General features: G+C 72.2%; 14 protein-coding genes and 1 pseudogene. 10 read left to right on the plus strand and 5 right to left on the minus strand.

The window, feature by feature from the left end:
* The first annotated feature begins 41 nt into the window (after positions 1 to 41).
* The 6 genes from ABZ267_RS31485 to ABZ267_RS31510 all read left to right on the plus strand — a co-directional run bounded on the left by ABZ267_RS31485 (position 42) and on the right by ABZ267_RS31510 (position 10,651).
* Positions 42 to 1,238: a CDP-glycerol glycerophosphotransferase family protein gene (locus ABZ267_RS31485; RefSeq protein WP_356753961.1), complete on the plus strand. Its 1,197-nt coding sequence runs from the start codon at positions 42 to 44 to the stop codon at positions 1,236 to 1,238.
* Positions 1,239 to 1,278: 40 nt separating this feature from the next.
* Positions 1,279 to 2,037, plus strand: a complete 759-nt coding sequence (locus tag ABZ267_RS31490) for a methyltransferase domain-containing protein (RefSeq protein ID WP_356753963.1) — start codon at positions 1,279 to 1,281, stop codon at positions 2,035 to 2,037.
* Positions 2,038 to 2,048: 11 nt separating this feature from the next.
* Positions 2,049 to 2,933, plus strand: a complete 885-nt coding sequence (locus ABZ267_RS31495; RefSeq protein WP_356753964.1) for a TylF/MycF/NovP-related O-methyltransferase — start codon at positions 2,049 to 2,051, stop codon at positions 2,931 to 2,933.
* Positions 2,934 to 3,174: 241 nt separating this feature from the next.
* Positions 3,175 to 6,672, plus strand: a complete 3,498-nt coding sequence (locus tag ABZ267_RS31500) for a CDP-glycerol glycerophosphotransferase family protein (RefSeq protein WP_356753966.1) — start codon at positions 3,175 to 3,177, stop codon at positions 6,670 to 6,672.
* A complete protein-coding gene (locus ABZ267_RS31505) occupies positions 6,669 to 9,512 on the plus strand; it encodes a CDP-glycerol glycerophosphotransferase family protein (protein WP_356753968.1) in 2,844 nt (947 codons plus the stop codon). The genes ABZ267_RS31500 and ABZ267_RS31505 overlap by 4 nt, the downstream gene beginning before the upstream one ends.
* Complete coding sequence (locus ABZ267_RS31510) at positions 9,509 to 10,651, plus strand: glycosyltransferase (protein ID WP_356753970.1); 1,143 nt, start codon at positions 9,509 to 9,511, stop codon at positions 10,649 to 10,651. The genes ABZ267_RS31505 and ABZ267_RS31510 overlap by 4 nt, the downstream gene beginning before the upstream one ends.
* 27 nt (positions 10,652 to 10,678) lie before the next feature.
* Here the strand turns inward: ABZ267_RS31510 and ABZ267_RS31515 are convergent, their stop codons facing one another.
* The 5 genes from ABZ267_RS31515 to ABZ267_RS31535 form a co-directional block, all read right to left on the minus strand.
* On the minus strand, positions 10,679 to 12,898 hold the full coding sequence (locus ABZ267_RS31515) for a bifunctional glycosyltransferase family 2 protein/CDP-glycerol:glycerophosphate glycerophosphotransferase (RefSeq protein ID WP_356753972.1): 2,220 nt from the start codon (positions 12,896 to 12,898) through the stop codon (positions 10,679 to 10,681).
* A gap of 186 nt (positions 12,899 to 13,084) precedes the next feature.
* Positions 13,085 to 13,963, minus strand: a complete 879-nt coding sequence (locus ABZ267_RS31520; protein WP_356753974.1) for a carbohydrate ABC transporter permease — start codon at positions 13,961 to 13,963, stop codon at positions 13,085 to 13,087.
* Positions 13,964 to 14,063: 100 nt separating this feature from the next.
* Positions 14,064 to 15,350 carry an ABC transporter permease subunit gene (locus ABZ267_RS31525; protein ID WP_356753976.1) on the minus strand — a complete coding sequence of 429 codons (1,287 nt, stop codon included), beginning with the start codon at positions 15,348 to 15,350 and terminating at the stop codon, positions 14,064 to 14,066.
* Positions 15,351 to 15,441: 91 nt separating this feature from the next.
* Positions 15,442 to 16,803 carry an ABC transporter substrate-binding protein gene (locus ABZ267_RS31530; protein WP_356753978.1) on the minus strand — a complete coding sequence of 454 codons (1,362 nt, stop codon included), beginning with the start codon at positions 16,801 to 16,803 and terminating at the stop codon, positions 15,442 to 15,444.
* Positions 16,804 to 17,111: 308 nt separating this feature from the next.
* Entirely contained in the window at positions 17,112 to 20,750 is a 3,639-nt protein-coding gene (locus ABZ267_RS31535) for an FHA domain-containing protein (RefSeq protein WP_356753980.1), read from the minus strand.
* Between the two features lie 476 nt (positions 20,751 to 21,226).
* On the opposite strand from ABZ267_RS31535, the gene ABZ267_RS31540 reads away from it, so the two are divergent.
* From ABZ267_RS31540 to ABZ267_RS31555, 4 genes and pseudogenes are all read left to right on the plus strand, one after another.
* Entirely contained in the window at positions 21,227 to 22,909 is a 1,683-nt protein-coding gene (locus tag ABZ267_RS31540; RefSeq protein WP_356753982.1) for a serine/threonine-protein kinase, read from the plus strand.
* A 170-nt stretch (positions 22,910 to 23,079) separates the two neighbouring features.
* A complete protein-coding gene (locus tag ABZ267_RS31545) occupies positions 23,080 to 24,327 on the plus strand; it encodes a serine/threonine-protein kinase (RefSeq protein WP_356753984.1) in 1,248 nt (415 codons plus the stop codon).
* Between the two features lie 69 nt (positions 24,328 to 24,396).
* The gene (gene prfB / locus ABZ267_RS31550) at positions 24,397 to 25,503 is read left to right on the plus strand and encodes a peptide chain release factor 2 (RefSeq protein ID WP_356753985.1); all 1,107 of its coding nucleotides are present in this window, start codon (positions 24,397 to 24,399) and stop codon (positions 25,501 to 25,503) included.
* A 349-nt stretch (positions 25,504 to 25,852) separates the two neighbouring features.
* Positions 25,853 to 26,108: pseudogene (locus ABZ267_RS31555) on the plus strand (hypothetical protein); the annotation flags it as partial.

Genomic DNA, 26,108 nt, shown 5'->3' on the forward strand with positions numbered 1-26,108 from the left:
GGAGCGCCTGCCGCCCGCCTCCGCCATTACGCTCGGCTGCCATGCCGCCCAGAGCCTCCGCCGCGTCCGTGAAGCGGTTCGTCCGCAGGCAGGCCATGCGGGCCGCCTACCGCACCGACCTCCGCCGTCCGCTCGACCCGAACCTCGCGCTCTACGGCGCCTACTGGAACCGTGGCGTCGCCTGCAACCCGGCCGCCATCCACGCCAAGGCCCGCCAACTCGCCCCGCACATCAAGGGCGTGTGGGTCGTCTCGTCCCGGCACCGCGACCGGATGCCTCCAGGCGTGCCGTACGTCATCGAGGGCTCGCGGCCCTACTGGCGGGCCATGGCCACCGCCACGTACCTGGTCAACAACTCCAGCTTTCCCGGCGGCTTCACCAAGCGTCCCGGTCAGCGCTACCTCCAGACCCACCACGGCACGCCGCTCAAGACGATGGGCCTGGACCAGCGCGCCTATCCCGAGCTGGCCCGGAAGGCGGACTTCGCCAAGATCCTTGCGCACGTGGGCCAGTGGGACGTCAGCCTCTCCGCCAACCCGCACACCACCGCCGTCTGGAACCGTGTCTACCCGGGCCCGTACGAGCATCTCGGCCTCGGCTATCCGCGTAACGACGTCTACTTCACCGCCACCGCCGACGACATCGCGAAGATCCGCGCCGAACTCGGTATCCAGGCGGACCGGATCGCACTCCTCTACGCACCGACCCACCGCGACTACCGCGACGGCTTCGTCCCCGATCTCGACCCCGAGCGCCTCGCCCGCGAACTCGGCCCGCAGTACGTGGTGTTGCTGCGCGCGCACTACTTCTACGGACGGTCCGCCGGAGTCGGCGGCACACCGACCGGCCGGGTCCTCGACGTCACCGCGCATCCGCGCGTCGAAGAACTCTGCCTGGCCGCCGACGCGTTGATCACCGACTACTCCTCGCTGACCTTCGACTACGCCTGCCTGGACCGCCCGATCATCGTCCACGCCCCGGACTGGAGCGCCTACCGAACGGCACGCGGTACGTACTTCGACCTGCTCTCCGGCCGGCCCGGTGACACCCCCGGCACCGTCACCACCACTCAGGAAGAGCTGACCGAGGTGTTCCGGACAGGCGAGTGGCGCTCGCCGGCGTCGGCCGCGCTACGCACCGCGTTCCGGGAGCGGTTCTGCCCGTACGACGACGGACACGCGGCGGAACGGGTCGTACGGCGGTTCTTCGGCGTCCCCTTTGCCCCGCCCAGTCGTTGATTCCGACAGCTCACGCACACCGCCAGGTTGGGAGACGTCCATGCACCGGTCCGCCTACGAGCAGATGGAACTCTGCGTCCAGGAGTATCTGCCGGTCGAAGGGCCCGCGTCCGGCAACGGCAGCTACCGGGTCGTCGACCTCGGCTCCCGTATCTCCGGCCAGCAGACCCGCACCCACCGCGCGCTCCTCGCCGGGCACGCCATCGACTACTTCGGCGTCGACGTGCAGGACGGGCCCAACGTCGACGCGGTCATGAAGAAGCCGTACCGCATCCCGGCCCGCTCCAACAGCGCCGACGTCGTGCTCTCCGGCCAGGCGTTCGAGCACATCCCGTTCTTCTGGGCCTCCATGCTGGAGATCGCCCGGGTTCTGAAGCCAGGCGGCCACGCCTTCATCACCGCACCCTCGCGCGGCCATGTCCACGATGCGCAGGACTGCTGGCGCTACTACCCGGACGGGTTCCGCGCCCTCGCCGCTCACTCCCGGCTCGAACTCCGCGAGGCCTACACGGACTTCCCGCCGCAGAAAGGCATCTGGCACGACTACCGGGCCATCGACAAGAAGGCCGCCTACTGGGGTGACTCGGTCGGTGTCTTCCGCAAGCCGCAGCGCTATCCGCGGCTGACGATGTTCGCCGTACGGGAGTTGGCGGTCTGGTGGGCCAACCGGGTCGGCGGTGTCGATGCCGTTCCGCTGCCAGCGCCGCTGGACGGCCGCGAGCGGTGCGGGCGTCCGGAGGCCGTGCCCGTACAGGCGTCCTCGCTCGAACAGGAATCGGACCGATCAATGACAGGTTGACGAAAAGTGACATGCGCCACAAAGCGCGCGTACTGTCCCGGTCCATGGCTTGGCGCAACGCCGTCAACGGCGTCCTTCAGCAGCTCACCGGCTACCAGCTCAGGCGCGTGACGGTGCCCGCCGCCCGCACGGCCCCGGCCGCATCCCTCGCGGCCTCGACCCGTGCCCCTGCCCCTGCGGCGGCGCCAGCCCCGAAGCCCACCGCGAAGAAGTCCGCCCTCGCCTTCCCGGAGGACTACGACGACGAGGCCAGGGACATCATCCGGGCGGTCAAGCCGTACTCGATGACCTCACCGGAGCGGCTCAACGCCTTCATCCTCGCCACCCGGTACATCGCGCGGCACGACATCCCCGGCTCCATCGTCGAGTGCGGCGTCTGGCGCGGCGGCTCCATGCAGGCCTGCGCCAAGACCCTGCTCTCCGTCGGCGAGACCGAGCGCGAGCTGTACCTCTTCGACACGTACGAGGGCATGACCCCGCCCACCGCCGAGGACCTGCGGCGCGACGGCCGTCCGGCGCAGGAGCTGCTGGACGCCCAGGCCAAGGACCGGCCGATCTGGGCGGTCGCCTCGCTGGAGGACGTACAGGCGGGGTTCGGGGAGGTGCCGTACCCGAAGGAGCACATCCATTACGTGCAGGGCCGGGTGGAGCACACGGTTCCGGAGCAGGCGCCGGAGCAGATCGCGATCCTGCGGCTCGACACCGACTGGTACGCCTCCACCAAGCACGAGTTGGAGCACCTCTACTCGCGGCTGGTCAGCGGCGGTGTGCTGCTGATCGACGACTACGGCTACTGGCAGGGCTCGCGGCAGGCCGTCGACGAGTTCCTCGACAAGACCGGCGAGCGGCTGTTGCTGCTGCGCATGGACGAGGGCCGGATCGCCGTCAAGCCCTGATCCGCCGGACCGGACCGCCGGACCTGACCCGAGCCCCGTGCCCTCGCCCGGCACGGGGCTCGACCGCGTCACGGGCGCGCCCCCGCACGCCTGAACCCGCCCTCTTTGTCACTCGAATGGCTCCCGTCGGGTGACCGGTCCCGGTGACGCGGGTTGTACACCGTGGCCCCCTCATACCTCTTGCCTCCCTCTTGATGGTCATCTCCCCGATGTCGTCCGCCCGGAAGGATCGTGCGCTGCGATGGCACCCCGTCTCACCGTCGTCGTCCCCCTCTACAACGTCGAGGAGTACCTCGGTGCCTGCTTGACCTCGCTCGCCGAACAGACCATGGCGGACCTGGAGGTCGTCCTCGTCGACGACGGCTCCACGGACAACGGGCCCGCTCTGGCGCAGGAGTTCGTGGACCGCGACCCGCGCTTCCGGCTGATCCGGCAGAAGAACGCCGGACTCGGCGCGGCCCGTAACGCCGGCGTCCGCGAGGCCGATCCGAAAGCCGAGTTCCTCACGTTCGTCGACAGTGACGACGTCGTCCCGCCGGGCGCGTACGCACGGATGATGGCCGAACTCGACAGCTCCGGCTCCGACTTCGCCACCGGCAACGTGGAGCGGCTGCGTGCGAACGGCGCACTCGAACAGTCGCCGATGTTCCGCAAGCCGATGGAGAAGGCCCGCCCGGCCACCCATGTCACCCGGGACTGGATCCTGTTGGGCGACCGCATCGCCTGCAACAAGGTGTTCCGCCGCACCTTCTGGGACGAGCACGCCTTCGCCTTCCCGACCGGCGTGCTGTACGAGGACATCGCCGTCGTCCTGCCCGCGCACTTCCTGGCCCGCTCGGTCGACGTCGTCGAGGAGCCGGTCTACCACTGGCGCGACCGGGACGGCTCGATCACCACCCGCCGGGCCGTCCCGCGAGGTATCCGCGACCGGGTCGCCGCCGTCACCACGGTCAGCACCTTCCTCTCCGGCCGGGACGGGATGGCGGAGGCCAAGCGGCGCTACGACGCGCACGCGCTCTCCGGCGACCTGTGGCTGTTCATCGAGGCCCTGCCGGACGGCGACGAGGAGTTCCACACCGCTTTCCTCGACCACGCGGGCGCCTTCGCCGCCACCGTCGATCCCGAGGTCTTCGCCGGTCTGCCGCTGGACCTGCGGGTCAAGTGGCAGCTCATCCGGGAGCGCCGGATCGCCGAACTCCTCGCGCTGCTCGGCGAGGAGAAGAGCGACCGGGACACCTTCCACGTACGCGGCCTCCTCCGCCTCCGCGCCCACCACCCGGCCGTCCGCGACCCGCTGCCCTCCGCCGCCACCGCGCTCACGTCGGCCGACCTCCCCGTCCACGCGCACCTCACCGAGGCCGTGTGGCGGGACGGACTGCTGCGGCTGACCGGATACGCGTACGTGCGCAACGCACCCGGCGGGCCGCCGCGGCTCGGCTGGCTGCGGTCCGGGAAGCGGCTGATCCCGCTGCGGCTGCGGCCGACCGCCGGTGATGAGGCCACCGCCCGCTCCGGACGCTCGCTGCACCGCTATACGCGCGCCGGATTCGAGGCGGCCGTCGACCCGCGCTCGATCGCTTCCAAGGCCAAGGCCGGTCGTACGACGTGGAAGCTGGAGGCCGCTCTGTTCGGCGCCGGCCGCCTCCGCCGAGGCCCGATGCGGCTCACCGGTACGCCGGCCCCGCCCGCCGCTCTGTACACCGACGAGCGGACCCGGGTCGTTCCGGTCCTCGCCGGCAACAAGCTGGAGCTCCGCACCGAACGGATCGTGGCCGTCCTGACCAGCCACTCGGCCGCCGACGACTGCCTCCACCTGGACGTGAAGGTCCTCGACGACGACGGGCCCGTCGCGCTGCGGCTGACCGAGTGGCGCACCAAGGAGACCCAGGAGTTCGCTCTGCGCGGTTCGCTGCGGTCCCGGTCGGCCGACATTCCGTTCAGCGCCTTCCGAGGCGGCGATGACATCTGGGGCGTACAACTCGTTGGTGGCAGAGGTCGGTTGACGGTCGCCGCCCGGACCGACGCCGAGGACGGCCGCTATCCGCTCCCGGACGGACGCGAGCTGCACGTGGCCGCCAACCCGTCCGGCGACCTCGTTCTCACCGAGCGGGCCGTACAGCCCGTCGTCACCTCCGTGCGGTGGTCCGAGGATGGCGAGCTGGTCCTCGAAGGGACCTTCCCGGAGCCGTCCGGCACCATCGGTGAGCTGGTGCTGCGGCACGGCGGCCATAGTGAAGAGGCGGTGTGCGAGCTGGAGTTGAGGACGGATGGCGGCTTCCGTGGCGCCATCCGCCCGGCCGCCGTCGACGGGTCCGCCGGGCCGTTGCCGCTCGCGGAAGGACGCTGGTACCTCTTCCTCCGCGAGCCGGGCGAGCGCGACCCCGACGCGTACCGTCCGCTCCGCCTGACCACCGCGCTCCACGCCACACTGCCCCGCCAACAGACCTCGGCCGGGCGTCCTTTCACCCTCCAGCGGCGCTACCACGACCGGCTCGTCCTGGAGTCCGGCAGCGCCCTGCCGACCGCCGAGCAAGGTCCGTACGGCCAGCGGATCCAGCGCGAGCGGTACGCCGGACTGCGCACCGCCGACCGGGGCCAACTGCGCCCGGCCGCGCTCTACTCCAGCTTCGACGGCCGCCAGTTCTCCGACTCGCCGCGCGCCATCCACCGCGAACTGGCCGCCCGCGCACCGGACATCGAGCATCTCTGGACCGTCCGCGACCAGCAGACGGCCGTGCCCGAAGGCGTCCGCGCCATCGCGCTGCACAGCGCCGAGTGGTACGAGGCGCTCGCCCGGAGCCGCTGGATCGTCACCAACACCCATCTGCCGCAGTGGTTCGAGCGGGCCGATGGCCAGTGCGTCGTCCAGACCTGGCACGGCACACCGCTCAAGCGCATCGGCCGCGACCTCGCCGGCACTCCGCACGCGGACGCCGCCTACATGGCCTCCATGGAACGCCGGTCCGCCCAGTGGAGCGTGCTCGTCTCACCGAACAGCTTCTCCACGCCCGTCCTCCGCCGCGCCTTCGGGTATCAGGGCGAGGTGCTGGAGTGCGGTTATCCGCGCAACGACCTGCTGTACGCGCCGGACCGGGCCAAGGTCGCCACCGCCGTACGGGAGCGGCTCGCGATCCCCCAGGGCCGACGCGTCGTCCTGTACGCGCCGACCTGGCGCGAGGACCGGCCACGGCGGGCCGGGCGGTACGACCCAGGCCACCAACTCGACCTGGACCAGGCCCGAGAGGTGCTCGACGGTGACCATGTCCTCCTGGTCCGCCGCCACTACCTCGTCGGCGGCAGCGTCCCCGACACCGACACCGTCCGTGACGTCTCGCGCCACCCGGACGTCGCCGAACTCCTGCTGATCAGCGATGTGCTGGTCACCGACTACTCCTCGATCATGTTCGACTTCGCGCAGACCGGCCGCCCGATGCTCTTCCACACCTACGACCTGGCCCACTACCGCGACACGTTGCGCGGCTTCTGCTTCGACTTCGAGCACCGCGCGCCCGGGCCTCTGATTCCCGACTCAGCGGGCATCGTGGCCGCTCTGCGCGACCCGGAGGCCGCCGTCGCAGGACACCGGGAGGCGTACGAGCGGTTCCGGGAGGCGTTCTGCGATCTCGACGACGGGAGCGCGGCGGTGAAGGTCGTCGACCGCATGCTCAAGGACGGCTCCATGGCCGAAGACGGCTCCAGGACCGACGACGGCTCCATGGCCGAGGAGGCGCAGGCGTGACCGACTTCAGCTGTGTGATCACCGCGGGCGGAGACAGCGAAGGCCCGAGCGGCGCCGACGCCCTGCGTGGATCCGTCGACTCCGTGCTCGGCCAGTCGCTGCGCGCCTCCGAGGCGCTCGTCGTCCTCGCCTCCGGCGCCGACGCGCCCACCCGCACCGCCGCCCGCGCCCTGGCCGACCGCGCCCCGGACCGGGTCCGGCTGATCCACGCCGACCCGGCCGTCCGCACCACCGGCGCCCTGCGCAACGCGGGCCTCGACGCGGCGACCGGCCGGTACGTCCTGGTCCTCACGCCCGGCGAACGCCTCCACCGCCACGCCTGCCGCAACCTCTGGCAGGCCGGCGAACGCAGCCGCGCCGACCTGGTGGCCGGGCGGTGGAGCAGGACCGTGGCGGAGAGCGGCAAGGAGCAGGAGCCGCCGTGGCAGGACGAGCTGTACGCCCGCTCCCGCACCGTCGCCCGGTTCGACGAGGCGCCCGGGCTCGTCGTCCGGGACGCTCTGGTGACCGGCTTCTGTCTGCGCCGCGAGGCGGCCCGGCTCCACGGGCTGCGGTACGAGGAGGACCTGGCGCACGGCGAGATCCTGTTCGGCCCGCTCGCCGCGGTGGCCGTCGGCCGGATCGCGCTGGTCCGGCGGCTCATCGTGACCGGCCGGGCCGTCCCTGACCGGGCCCGCGACCTCACCGCTCTGGTCGCCGCGCACCGCCGGGTCGCCTCCACCCTGGACGCCCTCGGGCTGCCCGCACTGAGCGAGGAGCGGGAGCGGGCCTTCGTACGCGATCATCTGGTGCCGCTGGCCCGCTCCTTCCCGCGCCTGCCCGCCGCCCGCCGGACCCGGACCGCCGCCACGGCCGCCCGCGTCCTGACCGTGCCCGTACCGCAGGAGCTGCCGCCGCTGGAGCGGGTCGCGGCCACGCTGCTCGCGCGCGGCGACGCGGAGGGCGTGGTGACGGCGGCGTACGCGCTGAGCCGGCCCGCCACCGTCTGCGCGCCGGTCACCACGAGTGAGGACGGGCGGGTGGAGTGGGACGAGCGCTGTCCGGTGGACGTCACCGAACTCGGCCACCAGTACCGGGTGTTCGGCGAGGCCCGGCTGATGAACCGGCTCATCCGCTGCACCGCCGAGCGGGGCCGGCTGCTGCTGGAAGGCCGCCTCGTGCTGCCGCCGCACACCGCACCCGACGGCCCGTTCACCGCCACGCTGGAGTTCCGGGCACGTGGTGGGGCGCGCGCCGTCGCGTTTCCGGTGACGGACGTACGCCGCGACGGGAACGGGATCACTTGGGGGGCGTGCGCGGATGTCACGCGCTTCCTGCGGCCTGTCGGCGTCCGCGACACCGCCTGGGACGCGCGGCTGATCGTGGAGGCGGGAGGAGTGCGGTCCGTCAGCGATCTCTTCGGGCCGCAGGACCTGGTGGAAGGGCCGGTCCGGTTCGCCGCCCGGCCCAGGCTCGGGCCGCTCGCCGGAGACACCTGGGAGCCGTACATCACGCTCAAGGACCACATGGCGCTCCGCCTCACCGCCCGCCACCGCCCGGCCCGCACCACCCGCCGCCTGGTCCGGTACGCCACCCACTTCCGCCCGGCCCGCAAGGCCAGGCTCCTCCTCCGCGCCCTGCGCAAGCGCGCCGACCGCTACCGCTCCCGGCCCTTCAAGGCGGCCGCCTACAACACCTGGCTCACCCGGCTGCCCGTGCGCAAGGGCTCCGTCGTCTTCGAGAGCCACATGGGCCGCTGCTACGGCGACAGCCCGCGCGCCCTCCACGAGGAGATCCGCCGCCAGGGCCTGAAGCTCCACGCCACCTGGTCCTACGACACCTCACCGGCCGGCTTCCCGGCCGACGCCCGCCTCGTCCGCCGCTGGTCCTGGCGCTACCTCTGGGCGCTGGCCCGCGCGGAGTTCTGGGTCGACAACCAGGGCTTCCCGCAGCACCTGCGCAAGCCCGCCCGCACCACCTACCTCCAGACCTGGCACGGCTCCGCGTACAAGAGGATGGGCTTCGACGAGACCCGCGTACAGCTCCTGGCCGCGCCGCAGCGCGAACGGCTCCAGCAGGCCGTCCACCGCTTCGACCACTTCCTCGTCCGCTCCGAGCACGACGTGGCCACCCTCGCCCGCGCCTACCGCCTGCCCGAGGACCGGCTGCTGCGCACCGGCTACCCGCGCAACGACGCCTTGATCGCCGAGCGCGTCCGGGCCGAGACCGAGGGCCGGCTGCCGCGTCCGCCGCTGGCCGAGGCGCTGGGCATCGACGACCACAAGAAGGTGGTCCTGTACGCGCCGACGTTCCGTGGCGGCCCGACGGGCGGGAAGCAGACCAGGCGCCGACTGCTGCTGGACGTACGGGAGTTCGCCGAGCGCTTCGGGGACACGCACACGCTCCTCGTCCGCGCGCACTACCTGGAGGCCGCCCGGCTCCCGGTCTGTCCGCCCGGCACGGTGATCGACGTCTCGCGCCACCACGACGTCAGCGAACTCCTCGCGCTGGCCGACGTCCTGGTCACCGACTACTCCTCGATCATGTTCGACTTCGCGCTGCTGGACCGGCCCGTCATCCTGTACGCCCCGGACCTCGACGCGTACGCCGCCGAGCGCGGCAGCTACTTCGACCTGCGCGAGAAGGCGCCCGGTCCGGTGGCCGCGACGCAGCAGGAACTCTTCACCGAACTCACCGAGTTGAAGCGGTCGGACATCCGCTCCGCGCCTCAACGAACCGCGTTCGCAGCCGAGTTCGGCGGCTATGACCGAGGAGACGCGGCCCGCCGTACCGTCGCCGCCGTTTTCGGCCCGCAGAGCGCCCACCGCACCACCGACCACCAGCAAGGGGCCGGCCGATGAGCCGTGACATCTTCATCGTCTCCAACAGCACCGACGAACTCGGCGGGGTCACCGCCTGGATGCACCAGACCGCCCGCCTCTTCACCGAGCAGGGCCACCGCGTCCACACCATCGGCATCCACGCCTCCGACCGCAAGATGGCCCTGCCCGCCGACCCCGGCCACCCCGTCACCGCTCTCTACCCGGCCCACCCGCCGACCCCGTGGACGCCGCACGGCATCCGGGACCGCTTCCGCCTCCCGACCCGGCGCCGGGAGGCGGCCCGGGTCGCGGAGAAGCGGGTGGCGGTCGCGCGGCTCTCCGAACTCTTCGCCGCCGCCCGGCCCGGCGCGGTCGTCGTCGTCACGCAGGTCTGGGCGATGGAGTGGGTCAAAGAGGCCGACACCAGCGGTGTGCGGACCATCGGGATGAGCCACGAGTCCTACGACTACTCGCGAGCGAGCCACCGCTACCGCTGGATCAGGAACCACTACAAGGACATCGACCACTGGCTCGTCCTCACCGAGGAGGACGCCGACCGGTGGGCCGGCGACGGCATGAACAACGTGGGCTTCCTCCCGAACGCGCTGGCCCGGCTGCCACACGTGCCGTCGCCGCGCACCGCGAAGACCGTCGCCAGCATCGGCCGCCTCAGCGACCAGAAGGGCATCGACCTGCTCCTGGACACCTGGGCCCTGGTCGCGCCGCAGCGACCGGAGTGGCGGCTGCGCGTGTACGGGACGGGCGAGGACGAGGCCGCACTGAAGGAGCGGTGCACCGGGCTCGGGCTCGACGGGTCCGTGGAGTGGATGGGCCGTACCGACGACGTGGAGGCGGCCCTCGCGGAAGCTTCCGTCTTCGTCCAGTCCTCCCGTGGCGAGGGCTTCCCGCTGGCGCTGCTGGAGGCGATGGCGAGCGGCGTGCCGTGTGCCGCGTTCGACTGCGCGCCCGGCGTCCGCGAGATCGTCCGGGACGGCGAGGACGGGCTCCTCGCCCCTGCCGGTGACACGGCGGCCCTCGCCGACCGGCTGCTCCGGCTGACCGGCAACCCGCGACTGCGCGACGCGCTGGGCAGCCGGGCGCGCAGCGGCGCGCAGCGGTTCTCCGAGCCGGAGGTGGGACGGCGCTGGGAGGAGCTGTTCGCGTTCCTGGAGCGGTGAGCTGGAGCGGTGCGTGGGCGTTCCGGCTCAGCCCCGGGACATCCGCGCGCCCGCCGGGTGCTGCTGCGGCGGGAGGGCCGTCCGGCGGGCCGGCGGCGGGACCGGCAGCGGCAGTCCGTCCGTCTCGCCGAGGAAGACCCGCCGCACCACGCGCTCGGCCGCGTGCCCGTCGTCGTACGGACAGAACCGGGCCAGGAACGCCGCCCGCAGCTGCGCCGAGCGTGAGCCCCGCCAGTGGTCCGTGGCGAAGATGTCGAACAGCTCGTCCTGGCTGCGCGCGACGACGCCGGGCGGGAACGCCGTGATGTCGAAGTAGGTTCCCCGGGCCGCCTCGTACGCCTCGATGTCCTCCAGATGCAGGACGACCGGACGGTCCAGGTTGACGTAGGCGAACATCAGCGACGCGTAGTCCGTGATCAGCGCGTCCGAGGCGAGTGCCAGCGTCTCCAGGCAGGGATGGCCGGAGACGTCGATGATCCGGGGATGGGCCGTACGCGTACGGCCGCTGACGGGAGCGCGGTCCAGGATCACGAACTGCGGGCCCAGGACCCGGACCAGCCGCTCCAGGTCCAGCGCGGGCCGCTGGACGCGCCGGTAGTCGCGGTGCGTCGGCGCGTACAGGAGGGCCGTGGTGCCCGGCGGGATGGCGAGCGTCTCGCGGAGGCGGGCCACGTCGGCGGGGCCGGTGCGGTGGTAGACGTCGTTGCGCGGGGAGCCGTGTTCGAGCGTCGTGTAGCCGGACGGGTAGGCCCGTTCCCGTACGAGGGTGGAGTGCGGGTTGGCGGAGAGCGCGAAGTCCCAGCGGTCGACGTCGCGCAGCAGCTGCTCGAAGTCGGTGGACCGGGCGGCCGCCGGCCGGTCCAGGAGATCGGTGCCGACGGTCTTCAGCGGGGTGCCGCGGTGGGTCTGGAGGAGGAGCTGGCCGCGCCGCTTCACCAGCCGCCGGTCGAAGGCGCCGTCGTTCACGAGGTACGTGGAGCGGGCCAGTGCCGACCAGTACGCGAAGGAGCCGGGCGCGAGGGTGCGGGTGGCGGGCGGCACGGTGGAGGCGTGACGGGGACGGCAGATCCACGCGGTCCGCAGGCCCGGGACCAGCTCGCGCGCCTTCGCCTCGATCGCGGCCGGCTCACCGGCGTATCCGCCGTCGCCGCCGGTGGCGAAGACCGCGTCCCTGGGCCGCAGCGGCAGCCGGAGCTGGAGGCGGTAGTGCGCCTGCAGCACCGCGCCGCGCACCGCCCGGCGCAGTGCCGCCGTGCCGCGCCGCAGGCTGTCGCCGATCCGCCGGCTCGCGGCCAGGGCCCGGTAGGTGCGGCGCGCGCCGAGCCGGACCAGACCGTGGCGGAGCCGGGCGCGTCGGGGCGCCGGGGCGCCGGGGGTGGCGTAGCGGCGGCAGGAGGCGGTGGCCCGGCGGAAGAAGGCGGCGCGGCTAGGGTGCGGGAGACGGTCCCGGGAGGCGTACACGGCGCAGAAGTGGTCGAGCATCCGGCGGAACAGCACCGGCCGCCAGAGCGCCAGTTCGGGCCGTGCGTCGACGAACGCGAAGACCCGGTCGTACTGGTCGAAGATGTCGAAGTGCTTCTCGCTGGTGGTGGAGAGGATGTTGCCGCGCCGCCGCTGCCGGTAGGAGACGCAGACCGCGTCCAGGACCGCGATCGACCCGGCGGACATCAGCACCGGATAGGTCCACGGCGTGTCCTCGTAGTAGCCGGGCGGGAAGGTGAAGCCTTCGGCCTCGACGAACGTACGCCGGTACGCCTTGTTCCAGACGACCATGAGGAGCTGGAGCAGCTCGGGACGGTCGGCCAGCCGGAAGGAGGCCGGGCCGTGCTCGGCGAGCCGGTCCGCGAGGACGTTGCGTACGCTCCGGCCCGACCAGTACGTTCGCGTGTAGTCGTACATCAGGACGTCGGGGTCGCCGGTCGCGCCGAGCCGGTCGGCGATGGTCTGGAGCGCGTCGGGCAGGAGCGTGTCGTCGCCGTCCAGGAAGATCAGGTAGTCGCCGGTGGCCCGCTCCATACCGGCGTTGCGGGCCGGTCCGAGGCCGGCGTTGCGGGGGAGGTGGAGCGCGGTGACGCGGGGGTCCCGGTGGGCGTACTCGTCGGCGATCGGGCCGCAGGTGTCCGGGGAGCAGTCGTCGACCACGACGACCTCGAAGTCCTTGAAGGACTGGTTCAGCACGGAATCCAGACACGCGTGCAGATACGCCTGGACCCGGAATGCGGGCACGATGACGGAGAACCGGGGCACTACACATCCATGGGTCGTTCGCGGGAACCAGGTGGCCCGCAAACGTCGGATGGAATGACAGGGTTACGCCGGGCGTGGCATTCGGGCGAAACGCACGCCGAAACGGCCCGGTTCCGGGGAACCGGGCCGCTTCGGGTTGACGTACGGCTGTACGTACCGTCGTACGTGAGGGCGTTGCCGCGGGTGCTACTTGACCGCTCCCGCCATGACGCCCGAGACGAACTGCCGCTGGAAGGCGAAGAACACCACCAGCGGGATGATCATCGACACGAAGGCACCGGGCGCCAGGACGTCGATGTTGTTGCCGAACTGGCGTACCTGCTGCTGGAGCGCCACGGTGATCGGCGGCGAGTCGGAGCCCGCGAAGATCAGCGCCACCAGCATGTCGTTCCACACCCACAGGAACTGGAAGATCCCGAGCGAGGCGATCGCCGGACCGCCGAGCGGCATCACGACCCGGGTGAAGAGACGGATCTCGCCGGCGCCGTCCAGCCGTGCGGCTTCCAGCAGTTCACGCGGGATCTCCGCGAAGAAGTTCCGCAGCAGGAAGATCGCGAACGGCAGCCCGAAGGCCGTGTGGAACAGGACCACACCGAGCGTCGTCTCGAAGATCCCGATGGTGCCGAAGAGTTCGGAGACCGGGATCAGCGCGACCTGTACGGGAACCACCAGCAGGCCGACGACCAGCAGGAACCACCAGTCGCGTCCGGGGAAGTCCATCCAGGCGAAGGCGTATCCGGCGAGCGAGCCGATCACCACCACCAGGACGGTGGACGGCACGGTGATCATGATGGTGCTGACGAGCGAGCCGGTGATCGTCGAATTGTCCAGCAGGCGCTGGTAGTTGTCGAAGGTCAGCTCGGACGGGGCGGTGAAGATCTTCCACCAGCCGGTGGCGGCGATGTCCTCGGCTCCGCGGAGCGAGGAGAGGAACAGGCCGATGGTCGGCATGATCCAGAACAGCGCGACGAGGATCAGGAAGACCCGCATCACGCCGCCGCCGAGACGCGTGGCGATCCGGGCGCCGAGTGACTGCTTGGCCTTGGCTTCCGTCGGTGTGCTCATCGCTGCGCCTCCTTCCGCATGCGCCGGATGTTGCTGTGCCTTCCCGGGGGACAACCCCCGGGCCCCCGGCCGGGAGGCGTCACGGGGCGGGCCGGCTCCGTCATCGCTGCGCCTCCTTCCGCATGCGCCGGATGTTGAACAACATCACCGGCAACACCAGCAGCAGCAGAAGCACCGCGATCGCGCTGCCGATGCCCAGGTCGGCGTCCGTGCCGAACGAGGAGCGGTACAGCTGGAGCGCCAGGACGTTCGCGTCGTCCTGGCTGGAGCCCGGCGCGATGATGAAGACCAGGTCGAAGACCTTCAGTACGTTGATCATCAGCGTCACCAGCACCACCGCCAGGACCGGCGCCAGCATCGGCACGGTGATCCGGCGGAACACCTGCCACTCGTTGGCGCCGTCGACCCGGGCCGCCTCCAGCAGCTCGCGCGGCAGGCCGGCCAGCCCGGCCGCGATCAGCACCATCGCGAACCCGGCCCACATCCACACGTAACTCCCGATGATGCCGGGCGTCACCAGCGACGGGCCGAGCCAGTCGACGCCGTTGTAGGGCTCGCGGAAGTTGTCTGCGGGCAGGCGCAGTTGGGCTCCGTCCGCCGACGCGGGCAGCGTGAAGACGCCGTCGGCGCCGGCGGTCGCGGTGGCGACCACCTTGCCGTCCTTGACCGCCTCCACCTTCAGGCCCTTCAGGCCCAGCTCCTCCGGGTCGACGACATTCGGCTTACCGCCGCCGCCCCGGGTGAAGTCCAGCCAGGCCGTGCCCGTGATCCGGTCGCCGTCCGCAGCCGGGTCCGCCTGCGCCGGACGGGCATCGCCGGGCATCTTGGCCGGAGCGATGCCGACCAGCGGCACCTGGACGGCTTGCCCGGCCCGTACCGGCTCCTTGGAGACGTACGACCCGCCCTCACCCTTCTCCAGCGGATGGACGGGCAACGGCCGGGCCTTCGGGAAGCCCGCCGACTCGTTGAACGTGTCGTGCACGCTCACCGCGACGGCGTTGGCCACTCCGCGCTCGGGCGCCTGGTCGTACACGAGGCGGAAGATGATGCCCGCCGCCAGCATCGAGATCGCCATCGGCATGAAGACGATCAGCTTGAACGCCGTACCCCAGCGGATCCGTTCGGTCAGCACCGCGAAGATCAGGCCCAGCGCGGTGGCGACGGTCGGCGCGAACACCACCCAGATCGCGTTGTTCTTCACCGCGGTGAGGATCGTGTCGTCGGTGAAGAGCGCCTTGTAGTTGTCGATCCCGGCGAAGCTGGTACCGGCCTGGTCGAAGAACGACCGGTAGACGGAGTAGCCGATCGGATAGACCACCAGCGCGCCGAGCAGCACCAGCGCGGGCAGCAGGAACGCCGCCGCTATGAGGCGGCGGGTCCCGGTCACGCTCCTGTTCTTCGTCGGCGTCCGAGGGTCCGTGTCTGCGGAGGCGGAGGGCGCCGGTCCTGCGCCCTCCGCGTTCATGGTCGCCACCGCGTCAGCTCTTGTACGCCTTGGCCGCTTCGGACTCCAGTTTCTTCTGGGCCCCGGCGATGTCCTTCGGGTTCTTCAGGAAGTCCTGGAGGATCTTCCACTCACCCTTTCCGGGCGTCCCGCCGAACGACTGCGGGGCCTGGTCGGACATGTCGAAGCGGACGTCGTCACCGGCCGCGACGAGCGCCTCGGCCATCGTGCGCTGCACGTCGTTCGGGTACGCGGCCGTGTCCAGGGACTTGTTCGGCGAGATGAACCCGCCCGCCTCGGCCCAGATCTTCGCCGCGTCCGCCGAGGCCAGCCAGGTCAGCAGCGCCTGCGCGCCCTCGCTGTCCTTCAGCGCCACCGCCGCGTCGCCACCGGTCACCACCGGCGAGTCCGCGCCGACCGCCGGGAACGGGAAGACCTTGGCGTCCGTACCGATCTTCGCCTCGGTCTGCGCGATGTTGATGGAGACGAAGTCGCCTTCGAAGACCATGGCGCCCTTGGGCTGGTCGTCGCCGGTGAACGTCTGGGTCACCGAGGCCGGGAACTCCGTCTGGAGCGCGCCGTCCGCGCCACCCGCGATCAGCTCCGGCTTGCCGAACAGCTCGGCCAGCGTGGTCAGCGCGTCCTTGACGGACGGATCGGTCCACGGGATCTCGTGCTTGGCCAGCTGGTCGTACTTCTCCGGGCCCGCCTGCGAGAGGTAGACGTTCTCGAACCAGTCGGTGAGCGTCCAGCCGTCGGCGCCCGCCACGGAGACCGGAGTGACACCGGAGGCGGAGACGGTCTCCGCGGTGGTGATGAAGTCCTTCCAGGTCTTCGGCTCACTCGCGCCCGCGTTGTCGAAGGCCGCCGCGTTGTACCAGATCAGGGACTTGTTGGCGGCCTTGAAGTAGACGCCGTACTGGGTGCCGTCGACCGCACCGAGGTCCTGCCAGACCTTGGCGTAGTTCTTGGTGAGCTGCGCCTTCGCCTCGTCGCCGACCGGCTTGGCCCACTTCTTGGCCACCGCCTGCTGGATGGCGCCGACCTGCGGGATCATCGCGACGTCCGGGGGCTGGCCGCCCGCGATCTTCGTACCGAGGAAGTTGACGATGGGGTCCTGGGCCGGGACGAAGGTGACCTTCGCGCCCGTACGTTTCTCGAACTCGCCCAGCACCTTGGTGAAGTTGGCCTGTTCGGGTCCTGTCCAGACCGCGGCGACGGAGATGTCCTCGCCGTCCAGCTTCGGCAGGGTGACGGTGGGGGCGCTGTCCGTGCCCTTGTCCGTCCCGTCGCCCGACTTCTTCGGCTCGCCGCCGTCCCCGCAGCCGGTCAGCGCCAGCGCGCCGACCGCCGTGAAGACGAGTGCGGCCCTGCGTATGGAAAGGGTTGTACGCATTCCTGCCCCGTCTCTTCCGTACGCGCCCGACCTCGTTGTCGTTGCCCGGGCTGCGTCGTCCGTGCGCACAGTCCTACGCCCGGCGCACGGGCCCCGCAATACCGCCGTCCGGCCCAACACGGTGATCGTGATGGCCTCGTGACGTGGCGTCAGCGAATGGCCGCGGATGTGGCGGAATGAGGTGAGGGACGGGCGGGCAGGAGCAGGAGTGACAGGTCGGGTGTGTGCCTCAGGGGCTGCATCCGTAGCTCGGCAGGTTCATGGCCTCACGTCAGGTACGGGATCAGGCTTTCGTCAGGCTCGTGGCCTCACGTCGGGAACGGGATCAGCGGGGGCAGGCGCTCGGCGTTGACCGAACGGGCCGCGCGCTCCAAGGCGCTGGCGAGCAGGGCCAGGTCCGTCGGCCCGTTGCCCAGCTCGCGGACCGGGCGGCGGGTCGGCGGATCGCCCATCCGCTCCCACTCCAGCGGTACGACGGTGGGTCGCAGGGTCGCCGTACGCGGGATGCGGCCCGTGACCCGGCCGCCCTGGAACGGCGTCACCCGGCCGTCCGGATGGCCCAACCGGCCTCGGCCAGGGGCCGGTTCGTCCGGAGAAGGCGGCAGGACCGGCGCGTCCAGCACGATGCGCAGCCTCGCTCCGCGGGCCAGCTCGGTGTCCTCCGTGCGGTCCGGGCGCGCCGAGGTGGCGACCAGGTGCACCCCGAGCCGGCCGCCGTCCCGCGCCACGGCCTCCAGCGCCCGCACCACGGAACCGGCGGCGGGCCGGCCGGGGCTGCCGAGCCCCGGAGCGACCAGTGCGTCGAAGTCGTCGGCCAGCACGACCAGGCGCGGCAGCGGTGAGGGGCCCGGGTCCGACGCCCGTGGCGTGACCTGGCGCAGCCGCAGCGTACCGCTGGCTGCGGAGTCCAGGTCGCCCCGCCGCTCGGCGCCGCTCGGCGGACGCTGGCCCACGACCCGCCGGGGCTCCTCCTGCTCGGCCGCCTCCGCGTACCGAGCGTGCCAGGCGGCGAAGTCCAGCGGGCCGAGCAGCTCGGCGCGGCGCTTCAGCTCGCCACCGAGGGCCTGCGCGAACTCCCGCATCCGGACCGGGTCGGAGGCGACGAGGTGCGTGAAGACGTGCGGCAACTCCGTACACGGGAGCAGTCCCGGTGCTGAGCTGCCGCGCTCCTCGGGCTTTCCGCCGGCGCCGTCGACCAGCAGGATGCCGAGCCGGTCGGGCCGTGCGGAGGAAGCGAGCGAGGCGGCGATGGCCCGCAGCAGCTCGGTACGTCCGCTGCCGGCCGGGCCCTCGATGAGCAGGTGCGGTCCCTCGTCGGCGAGATCGACACTGAGGGCACCCCGAGGCCCGGCCCCGAGCACGAGCACGGGCCGCCCGGCTTGCGGTGTGTGACCGGCCTGCCCTTGAGCCTCGCCGCCTTGCGGGCCGACCCGGGAGGCGGTGCGGCTGGAGTCGTGGGTCGAGACGCCCGGGTACGGCGTACGGCCGGAGTCCAGGCCCTCCGGGTACAGGGTGCGGCTGGAATCCCGGCCGTCGGCAGCCGGATACGGCGTACGGGTCGAATCCCGGCCGTCGGCTCCCGGATACGCCGAACGCCCCGAGCCCCTTCCCTCGCCCGCCGGTGGATACGGCGTACGGCTCGAGTCCCGGTCGCCCGGTGACGCCGTGCGCTGAGGGCCGACTCGGGGGCCCGTGCTCAAGGTGCGGCCTGAGCCTGGGGTCTCCAGGTCCATCAGGGACGGAGGCGCGGCGGTGGTACGCGGGACCGAGGCGCCCGGTTGGTCCTCTGCCGTGGAGGCCCAGCGGGCCATCAGTGAGGCCGGGGTCGCGCGGGCCAGGCCCAGCTCGTCCAGCAGGCGGGCCGAGGGCGGCAGCGCGGCCGTCGTCGGGCGGCCCGCCAGTGCGGCCGAACCTTCGTCCCGCAGCGGCGCCAGCGCCCGGCCGAACCGCTCGGCCCAGGCCGCCGACACCGCGTCCACCGCCGCCACCGTGCCGTGGCCCGCCGCCTGACCGCCCGCCGTACGCAGCAGGCGCAACGCCGTCGCCACATCGCCGCTCAGCATCGCGACCGCCCCGCACTCGCGGAAGGCGATCGAGGCCCGGCAGGCGGCGTCGTACGTCGCGGCCACCGGCGAGGTCGGCGAGGCCGCCGGGGTCTCGGCCAGGCAGATCAGGTGGATGCCCGCCGCCGCTCCCGCGCCGGCCAGCCGGGCCGTGGCCTCGCGCAGCGCCGCTGTACCGGGATCGCCGTCCACGACGACCACCGTGTGCGGGCCCTTGTGCGCGCGGGCCGCGTCGGCCACCTCCGTACGGTCCAGGTTCGGCCAGCCGGGACCGAGCGGGCCCTCGTCCAGGCGGCGGACCAGCTCGGCCGTCCGGGCGGCCGCCTGCTCACGGTCGTACGCGAGGAGGAGCCGGCAGTCCTGCCCGTGCATCGGGCGCAGATGCGGCAGCCACCCGAGCCAGGACCACTCGCGCCGCCGCTCCTCCAAGGAGCGGGCGCGGTCCGTGGAGATGAGCACGATCTCCAGGTCGAACGGCGAGTGCAACGCGGCGAGCTGCGCCACCGTGGCGCGGGCCAGCCCCGCCAGCCGCGCACGCGGTCCGGCCAGGCCCAGCGAACCGGCCTCCCGCAGCCCCACCGTCACCGGCACCGACTTCACCTCGGCCCGGTCGGTCGTCCCGAGCCGCACCACCAGCGCCTCCGGATGCCCGTCGTGCCGCTCCCACAGCCGCGGCCCCGGGCCCAGCGCGGTCAGCAGCACCGCCGCCGGATCCGGCCACGTGCCTTCGGGCGCGGACGGCACGGCGGAGAACGGAGACAGCGGCGAGGAAGGGGAGGAAAGGTGCGCGTGACCGGAGTCGCCGACCGAACCGACCGAGCCGACCGAACCGCCTGGACCGCCTGGACCGGAGGAGCCGGAGTAGCCGTACGCCGTTGTGCCCGGGGCCTCCGGATAGTGACCGGACGCGGCGCTCCCGGCCTCCTGCCACGCCTCCCGGCCCGACCGCTCCGCGCCCTGCGCCTGCTCGTTCCGGCCACCGCCGCCCTTGAGCCGCCGGGCCCAGGCGCCTATGCCGCCGCGCCGAGGCGCCTCGCCTCCACCGAACGGCTCCCGGCCGCCGTGCGTGCCCCGGTACGAGGCCGCCTCCGGCCCGCCGAGACCGGACCCAAGCCCCTGCTCCTCGTACGCCGCCGCTTCGGGCCGGGATTCATACGTGGCCGCCGGCCCGTCGCCGTACGCGTGAGCGGTGGCCGCGGAGGCGGAGGCCTGACCCGGCGCGTACGGCTCGACCTCGGCGCGGCTCACCCGCAGGTGGCCCTCGCCGTCCGGAGCCGTCGGCAGCGTCACCGTGCGCACGCCCGCCGTGAGCCGGAGGGTCGATTCGCCGAGCCGCAGCAGCGCGCCGGACGGGAAGGGGACGGGCCGCTCGCGGACCTCCGTACCGTCCAGAGAGGTGCCGTTCGTCGAGCCGAGGTCGGCGACCGCGACCCGGCCGTCCTCGGAGACCGTCACCGCGCAGTGCAGCCGGGACACGTCCGGATCGTCCAGCGGGACATCGGCCTCGGCGGAGCGGCCGATCCGGATCCGGCCGCCGTGCAGCAGGTGGACCCCGCCCGCGTCCGGCCCGGCGACCACGTGGAGCTGGGCCGGAACGGTGTCGTCCGTCGCCTCGTCCTCGCCGGGGACCTGAAGCGAGAGCACCGCGCCGTCCACCAGCGGCGGCTCACCGAGCGCGATGCGGTGGGCGTCCAGCCGCTCCCGCCCGGCGAACAGCACCACCGCCCCGCCGCCCTGGGACCCTTCGGGCCCGGAGACTGCCTGGGCCAGGCCGGAGGCGACCGCGGCCAGCGCTGTCCCGGCGGGAGCGGTGACGAGCACGTCGCAGGCGCGCGCCGGGGTCTGGCCGCTGCGCGGCGCGAGGACGGTCAGCCGGATCTGCATCGCCGTCGGCGGTCCCTTCTGCGCGGGGTGCCCGGCAGGGGAAACGCCCTGTGATTCCCCCCACCCGGCACGGACAGGTCGTCCGTACAGGTCGTCACGGACCCCGGGCTCCCGACCCGTCAGATCCGTCCTTGGAGGCATCCTCGCACCTGCCACTGACAACACGCCCGGCGGTCACCTTTAAATGATCTTGAATGGTCGGCTGTGGGCGCAAAAGTGCCTGCTTGCGTCCGGTTCCCGACGCTCGGACCCTGGTGGCGAGGGTTGTCCGCCGCATTCCGCACAGGCGTACGGCACGGCCGTTCGAGCCTCCGACGTCCGAACGTTAACCGTGTGCGGCAACCATCTGTCCGGTGTGCGCGTCTTCCCCCGAAACGCGACTCCCCGGCCTCTTGTCCAACGGCATTAGAGTGGCCCGGAACATCCGGGCGGGCCCGGGGGACCGCAAGCACCACGATCAGCAGGGAGCGCATGACGTGCGGCCGGTAGGCAGCAAATACCTGCTCGAGGAACCGCTCGGACGCGGCGCCACGGGCACCGTCTGGCGAGCCCGCCAGCGGGAGACCGCGGGCGCCGAGGCGGCCGTCGCCGGGCAGCCCGGCGAGACCGTGGCGATCAAGGTCCTCAAGGAGGAGCTCGCCAACGACGCCGACGTCGTGATGCGGTTCCTGCGGGAGCGCTCGGTCCTCCTGAGGCTCACGCACCCGAACATCGTGCGCACCCGCGACCTGGTCGTCGAAGGCGATCTCCTCGCCCTGGTGATGGACCTGATCGACGGTCCCGACCTCCACCGCTACCTACGCGCCAACGGCCCGCTCACGCCGGTCGCCGCGTCCCTGCTCACCGCGCAGATCGCCGACGCGCTCGCCGCCAGCCACGCCGACGGCGTCGTCCACCGCGACCTCAAGCCGGCCAACGTGCTGCTCGACGAGCGCGACGGCGGCATGACGCCGATGCTCACCGACTTCGGCATCGCGCGCCTCGCCGACTCCCCGGGACTGACCCGGACGCACGAGTTCGTCGGCACGCCCGCGTACGTGGCGCCGGAGTCCGCCGAAGGCCGCCCGCAGACCTCCGCCGTGGACATCTACGGCGCCGGCATCCTGCTGTACGAGCTGGTCACCGGCCGCCCGCCGTTCGCCGGCGGCACCGCTCTGGAGGTCCTGCACCGCCACCTCAGCGAGGAGCCACGCCGCCCCTCCACCGTCCCGGAACCGCTGTGGACGGTCATAGAGCGCTGCCTGAGCAAGAACCCGGACCGCCGGCCCAGCGCCGAGAACCTGGCCCGCGGCCTGCGTACGGTCGCCGCCGGAATCGGCGTCCACGCCAACTCGGCCCAGATCGCCGCCGCCGACGGCGTAGGCGCCCTGCTCGCGCCGGACCCGGCGCCCACCGCCGTCCCGGATACGCCCGGAGCCGCCGACCCCACGCAGGTGCTGCCGAGCAACGCGGGCTCGTACGACCCGGCCGCCGCGACCAGCGTGCTCCCGCAGACCGGCAACCAGGGCCACGGCAGCCAAGGTCACGGCAGCCAAGGCCACGCCGACCCGACCGCCGTCATGCCGCCCGTACCGCCGCAGCACCCCGACGGACAGCAGCCGGACGGCCCGCACCCCTGGCAGTCGCAGCTCCAGGCCGCCCGCGACCGCAACGAGCAGACACAGGTGCAGTACCTGGACCCGAGCCAGGACCCGCTGCGCCGCCGCCCGCAGCGCCAGGCGCCTCAGCAGCCTCCGCAGCGCCAGCAGCCTCCGCAGCACCGGCAGCAGCCGCTCCAGCAGCAGTACCCGCAGCAACAACAGCAACAGCAGCCGCAGCGCTACCAGGCCCCGCAGCAGCCCCAGCGCCGGCAGTACGCGCCTGAGCCGCAGCAGCCCCAGCAGCCCGCTCAGCGCCCGCCGCGCGAACCGCGTCCGCCGAGGCAGCGCGGTGCCAACCCGATGCGCATCCCCGGTCTCGGCTGCCTGAAGGGCTGCCTCTTCACCGTGGTGCTGCTGATCATCGCCGGCTGGCTCATCTGGGAGCTGACCCCGCTCCAGGACTGGGTCGCCCAGGGCAAGGGCTACTGGGAGGCCATCGGCGACGCGATCGGCACGGTCACCGACTGGATCTCCAAGATCGGCGAGACCACCGGCGGCGGAGGCGCGAGCGGCGCCTGACGGCCGCAGGCGAGGGGCCTCAACGGTCCCGACTCTGTCCCTTTGTCGACTTCTCCGGGCGGATTCGGCCCGGAGAAGTGCAGGTTGGCGCCATCCCGGGCACGCACCACTCCGAACGCCGCGTAACTTTGTCGACCGGGGGTCCACCGCCAGCCGCTGAGGGAGCAGTCTTGGCACGGAATATCGGCAGCCGGTACACGGCCCGCCAGATCCTGGGGCGCGGCAGCGCCGGCACGGTGTGGCTCGGCGACGGGCCCGAGGGGCCGGTCGCCATCAAGCTGCTCCGTGAGGACCTCGCGTCCGACCAGGAGCTCGTGGGCCGCTTCGTACAGGAGCGCACCGCTCTGCTCGGGCTCGACCACCCGCACGTGGTCGCCGTCCGGGACCTCGTGGTGGACGGCAACGACCTCGCGCTGGTCATGACCCTCGTACGCGGCACCGACCTGCGCACCCGCCTGGACCGCGAACGCCGCCTCGCGCCGGAGGCCGCCGTCGCGATCATCGCCGACGTCGCCGACGGCCTGGCCGCCGCGCACAAGGCCGGAGTGGTCCACCGGGACGTCAAGCCGGAGAACATCCTGCTCGACATGGAGGGCCCGCTCGGCCCCGGCGGCTCCCACCCGGCCCTGCTCACCGACTTCGGCGTCGCCAAGCTCATCGACACCCCGCGCCGCACCAAGGCCACCAAGATCATCGGTACGCCGGACTACCTGGCCCCGGAGATCGTGGAGGGCCTCCCACCGCGCGCGGCCGTCGACATCTACGCGCTCGCGACCGTCCTGTACGAGCTCCTCGCCGGGTTCACGCCCTTCGGCGGCGGCCACCCCGGCGCGGTCCTGCGCCGCCACGTCACCGAGACCGTCGTCCCGCTCCCGGGCATCCCCGAGGAGCTCTGGCAGCTCCTGGTGCAGTGCCTGGCCAAGGCCCCGGCCTCCCGGCTGCGCGCCTCCGAGCTGGCCGTACGCCTCCGCGACCTCCTCCCGCTCCTGGCCGGCATCCCGCCGCTGGACGTGGACGAGCCCGGCGGCGACGAGGAGCAGCAGCCGGCCGCGTACGACGAGCAGCAGTACACGCCGTCCGCCGAGGAGCCGCGCCGGCGCGGCGCCGTGCCGCTGGTGCCCGGCTCGCCCCCGGACTCCAACCGCGACACCCACACGAGCATGCGCGTCCCGGCCCCGGACGAGCTGGCCGGCGGCCCGCTCGGCACCGCCCGGGCCCCGCGCGCGCCCGGAAAGCCGCGCCCCGGCTCCGCCCGTAACAAGGCGGCGGCCGTGCGCAAGCGCCGGATCACGCTCGGTGCCGCGGCCGTCCTGCTCTGCGGGGCCGTGGCGGTCGGCGGCTGGCTGGCCACGGGCGGCGGCGACGGCGACCCGGCAGGCCCGCAGGACAGCGAGAACTCGGCCCCGGCGACGCCCTAGGGCCTCCTGCCGGGACGAGGGTTCCCGGGGGAGGACAAGCTTCTTCCGCCATGCCGTTACGCTGGACCCGTGGCAGTCGTCGATATTTCCGAAGAGCTGAAGTCCCTCTCCTCGACCATGGGGTCGATCGAGGCCGTCCTGGACCTGGATGCGCTGAGGGCGGACATCGCCGCGCTCGAGGAGCAGGCAGCGGCACCGTCCCTCTGGGACGACCCGGACGCGGCCCAGAAGATCACCAGCAAGCTTTCGCACCTCCAGGCCGAGGTCCGCAAGACCGAGACCCTGCGCGGTCGCATCGACGACCTCGCGGTCCTCTTCGAGCTCGCCGAGGACGAGGGCGACGCCGAGGCGCTGGCCGAGGCCGAGGTCGAGCTGGAGTCGGTGCGCAAGGCGCTGGACGAGATGGAGGTCCGTACCCTCCTGTCCGGCGAGTACGACGCCCGCGAGGCGCTGGTGACCGTCCGCGCCGAGGCCGGTGGCGTGGACGCCGCCGACTTCGCGGAGAAGCTCCAGCGCATGTACCTCCGCTGGGCCGAGCGGCACAACTACAAGACCGAGGTCTACGAGACGGCGTACGCCGAAGAGGCCGGCATCAAGTCGACCACCTTCTCCGTCCAGGTCCCGTACGCCTACGGCACCCTCTCCGTGGAGCAGGGCACGCACCGCCTGGTCCGGATCTCGCCCTTCGACAACCAGGGCCGCCGCCAGACGTCCTTCGCGGGCGTCGAGGTGCTCCCGGTCGTGGAGCAGACCGACCACATCGAGATCGACGAGTCCGAGCTGCGCATCGACGTGTACCGCTCCTCGGGCCCGGGCGGACAGGGCGTCAACACCACGGACTCCGCGGTCCGGCTGACCCACCTGCCGACCGGCATCGTCGTCTCCTGCCAGAACGAGCGCTCGCAGATCCAGAACAAGGCGTCCGCGATGAACGTCCTCCAGGCCAAGCTCCTCGAACGCCGCCGCCAGGAGGAGCAGGCCAAGATGAACGCGCTCAAGGGCGACGGCGGCAACTCCTGGGGCAACCAGATGCGTTCGTACGTCCTCCACCCGTACCAGATGGTCAAGGACCTGCGTACGGAGTTCGAGATGGGCAACCCCGAAGCGGTCTTCAACGGCGAGATCGACGGCTTCGTCGAGGCGGGCATCCGCTGGCGCAAGCAGCGCGAGAAGTAGCCTCAGCGGTAAGAAGGTTGGGCCCGGACAGTTCTCTGTCCGGGCCCTCCTTCGTCGGTGCCCGGCTGCGGTGAGTTGAGGGGAAGCTGTGCCCGATGCGTCACAGTCGTGCTGCTGCATAGCCGTCAAGAACACCTATAAGGGTGCGTACTGCACAGAACGGCCTTGACGGAATCCTTAACTCTGGCCAGGGTGCTGGAGCAGCATGCGTATGTCTGGGACGAGTGTGAACCGGGGGCTGGCGGGGTGACCACGACACGACGTGGCCTCGCCGAGACGATTCCCCGCAGGGCCGTGGCCCGCATATGGCTGCTCCAATGACGAGATCGGCTACTGGGGGTAGCAACAGATGACGAAGAAGACGCGCGTTCGCGTCGCGCGGATAGCCGCCGGCGCGGTTATCGCCGCAGGTGCCTCGTTGACCGCCGCGGGTGCGGCGCAGGCACTGAACGGTCCCGAGGAGCAGGTGACCACCCAGGCCGTGGAAACCGAGGAAGGTCTCATCGGAGGCCTCGTCGAGGGCAACACCAGCGGTGAGAACCCCATCGGCGGTGCTGACCAGGGCGGTACCTCCGAGGGTGGCGACCAGGGCGGTACCTCCGAGG

Source organism: Streptomyces sp. NPDC006174 (assembly GCF_040614075.1).
In the GTDB taxonomy this organism is placed as follows: domain Bacteria; phylum Actinomycetota; class Actinomycetes; order Streptomycetales; family Streptomycetaceae; genus Streptomyces.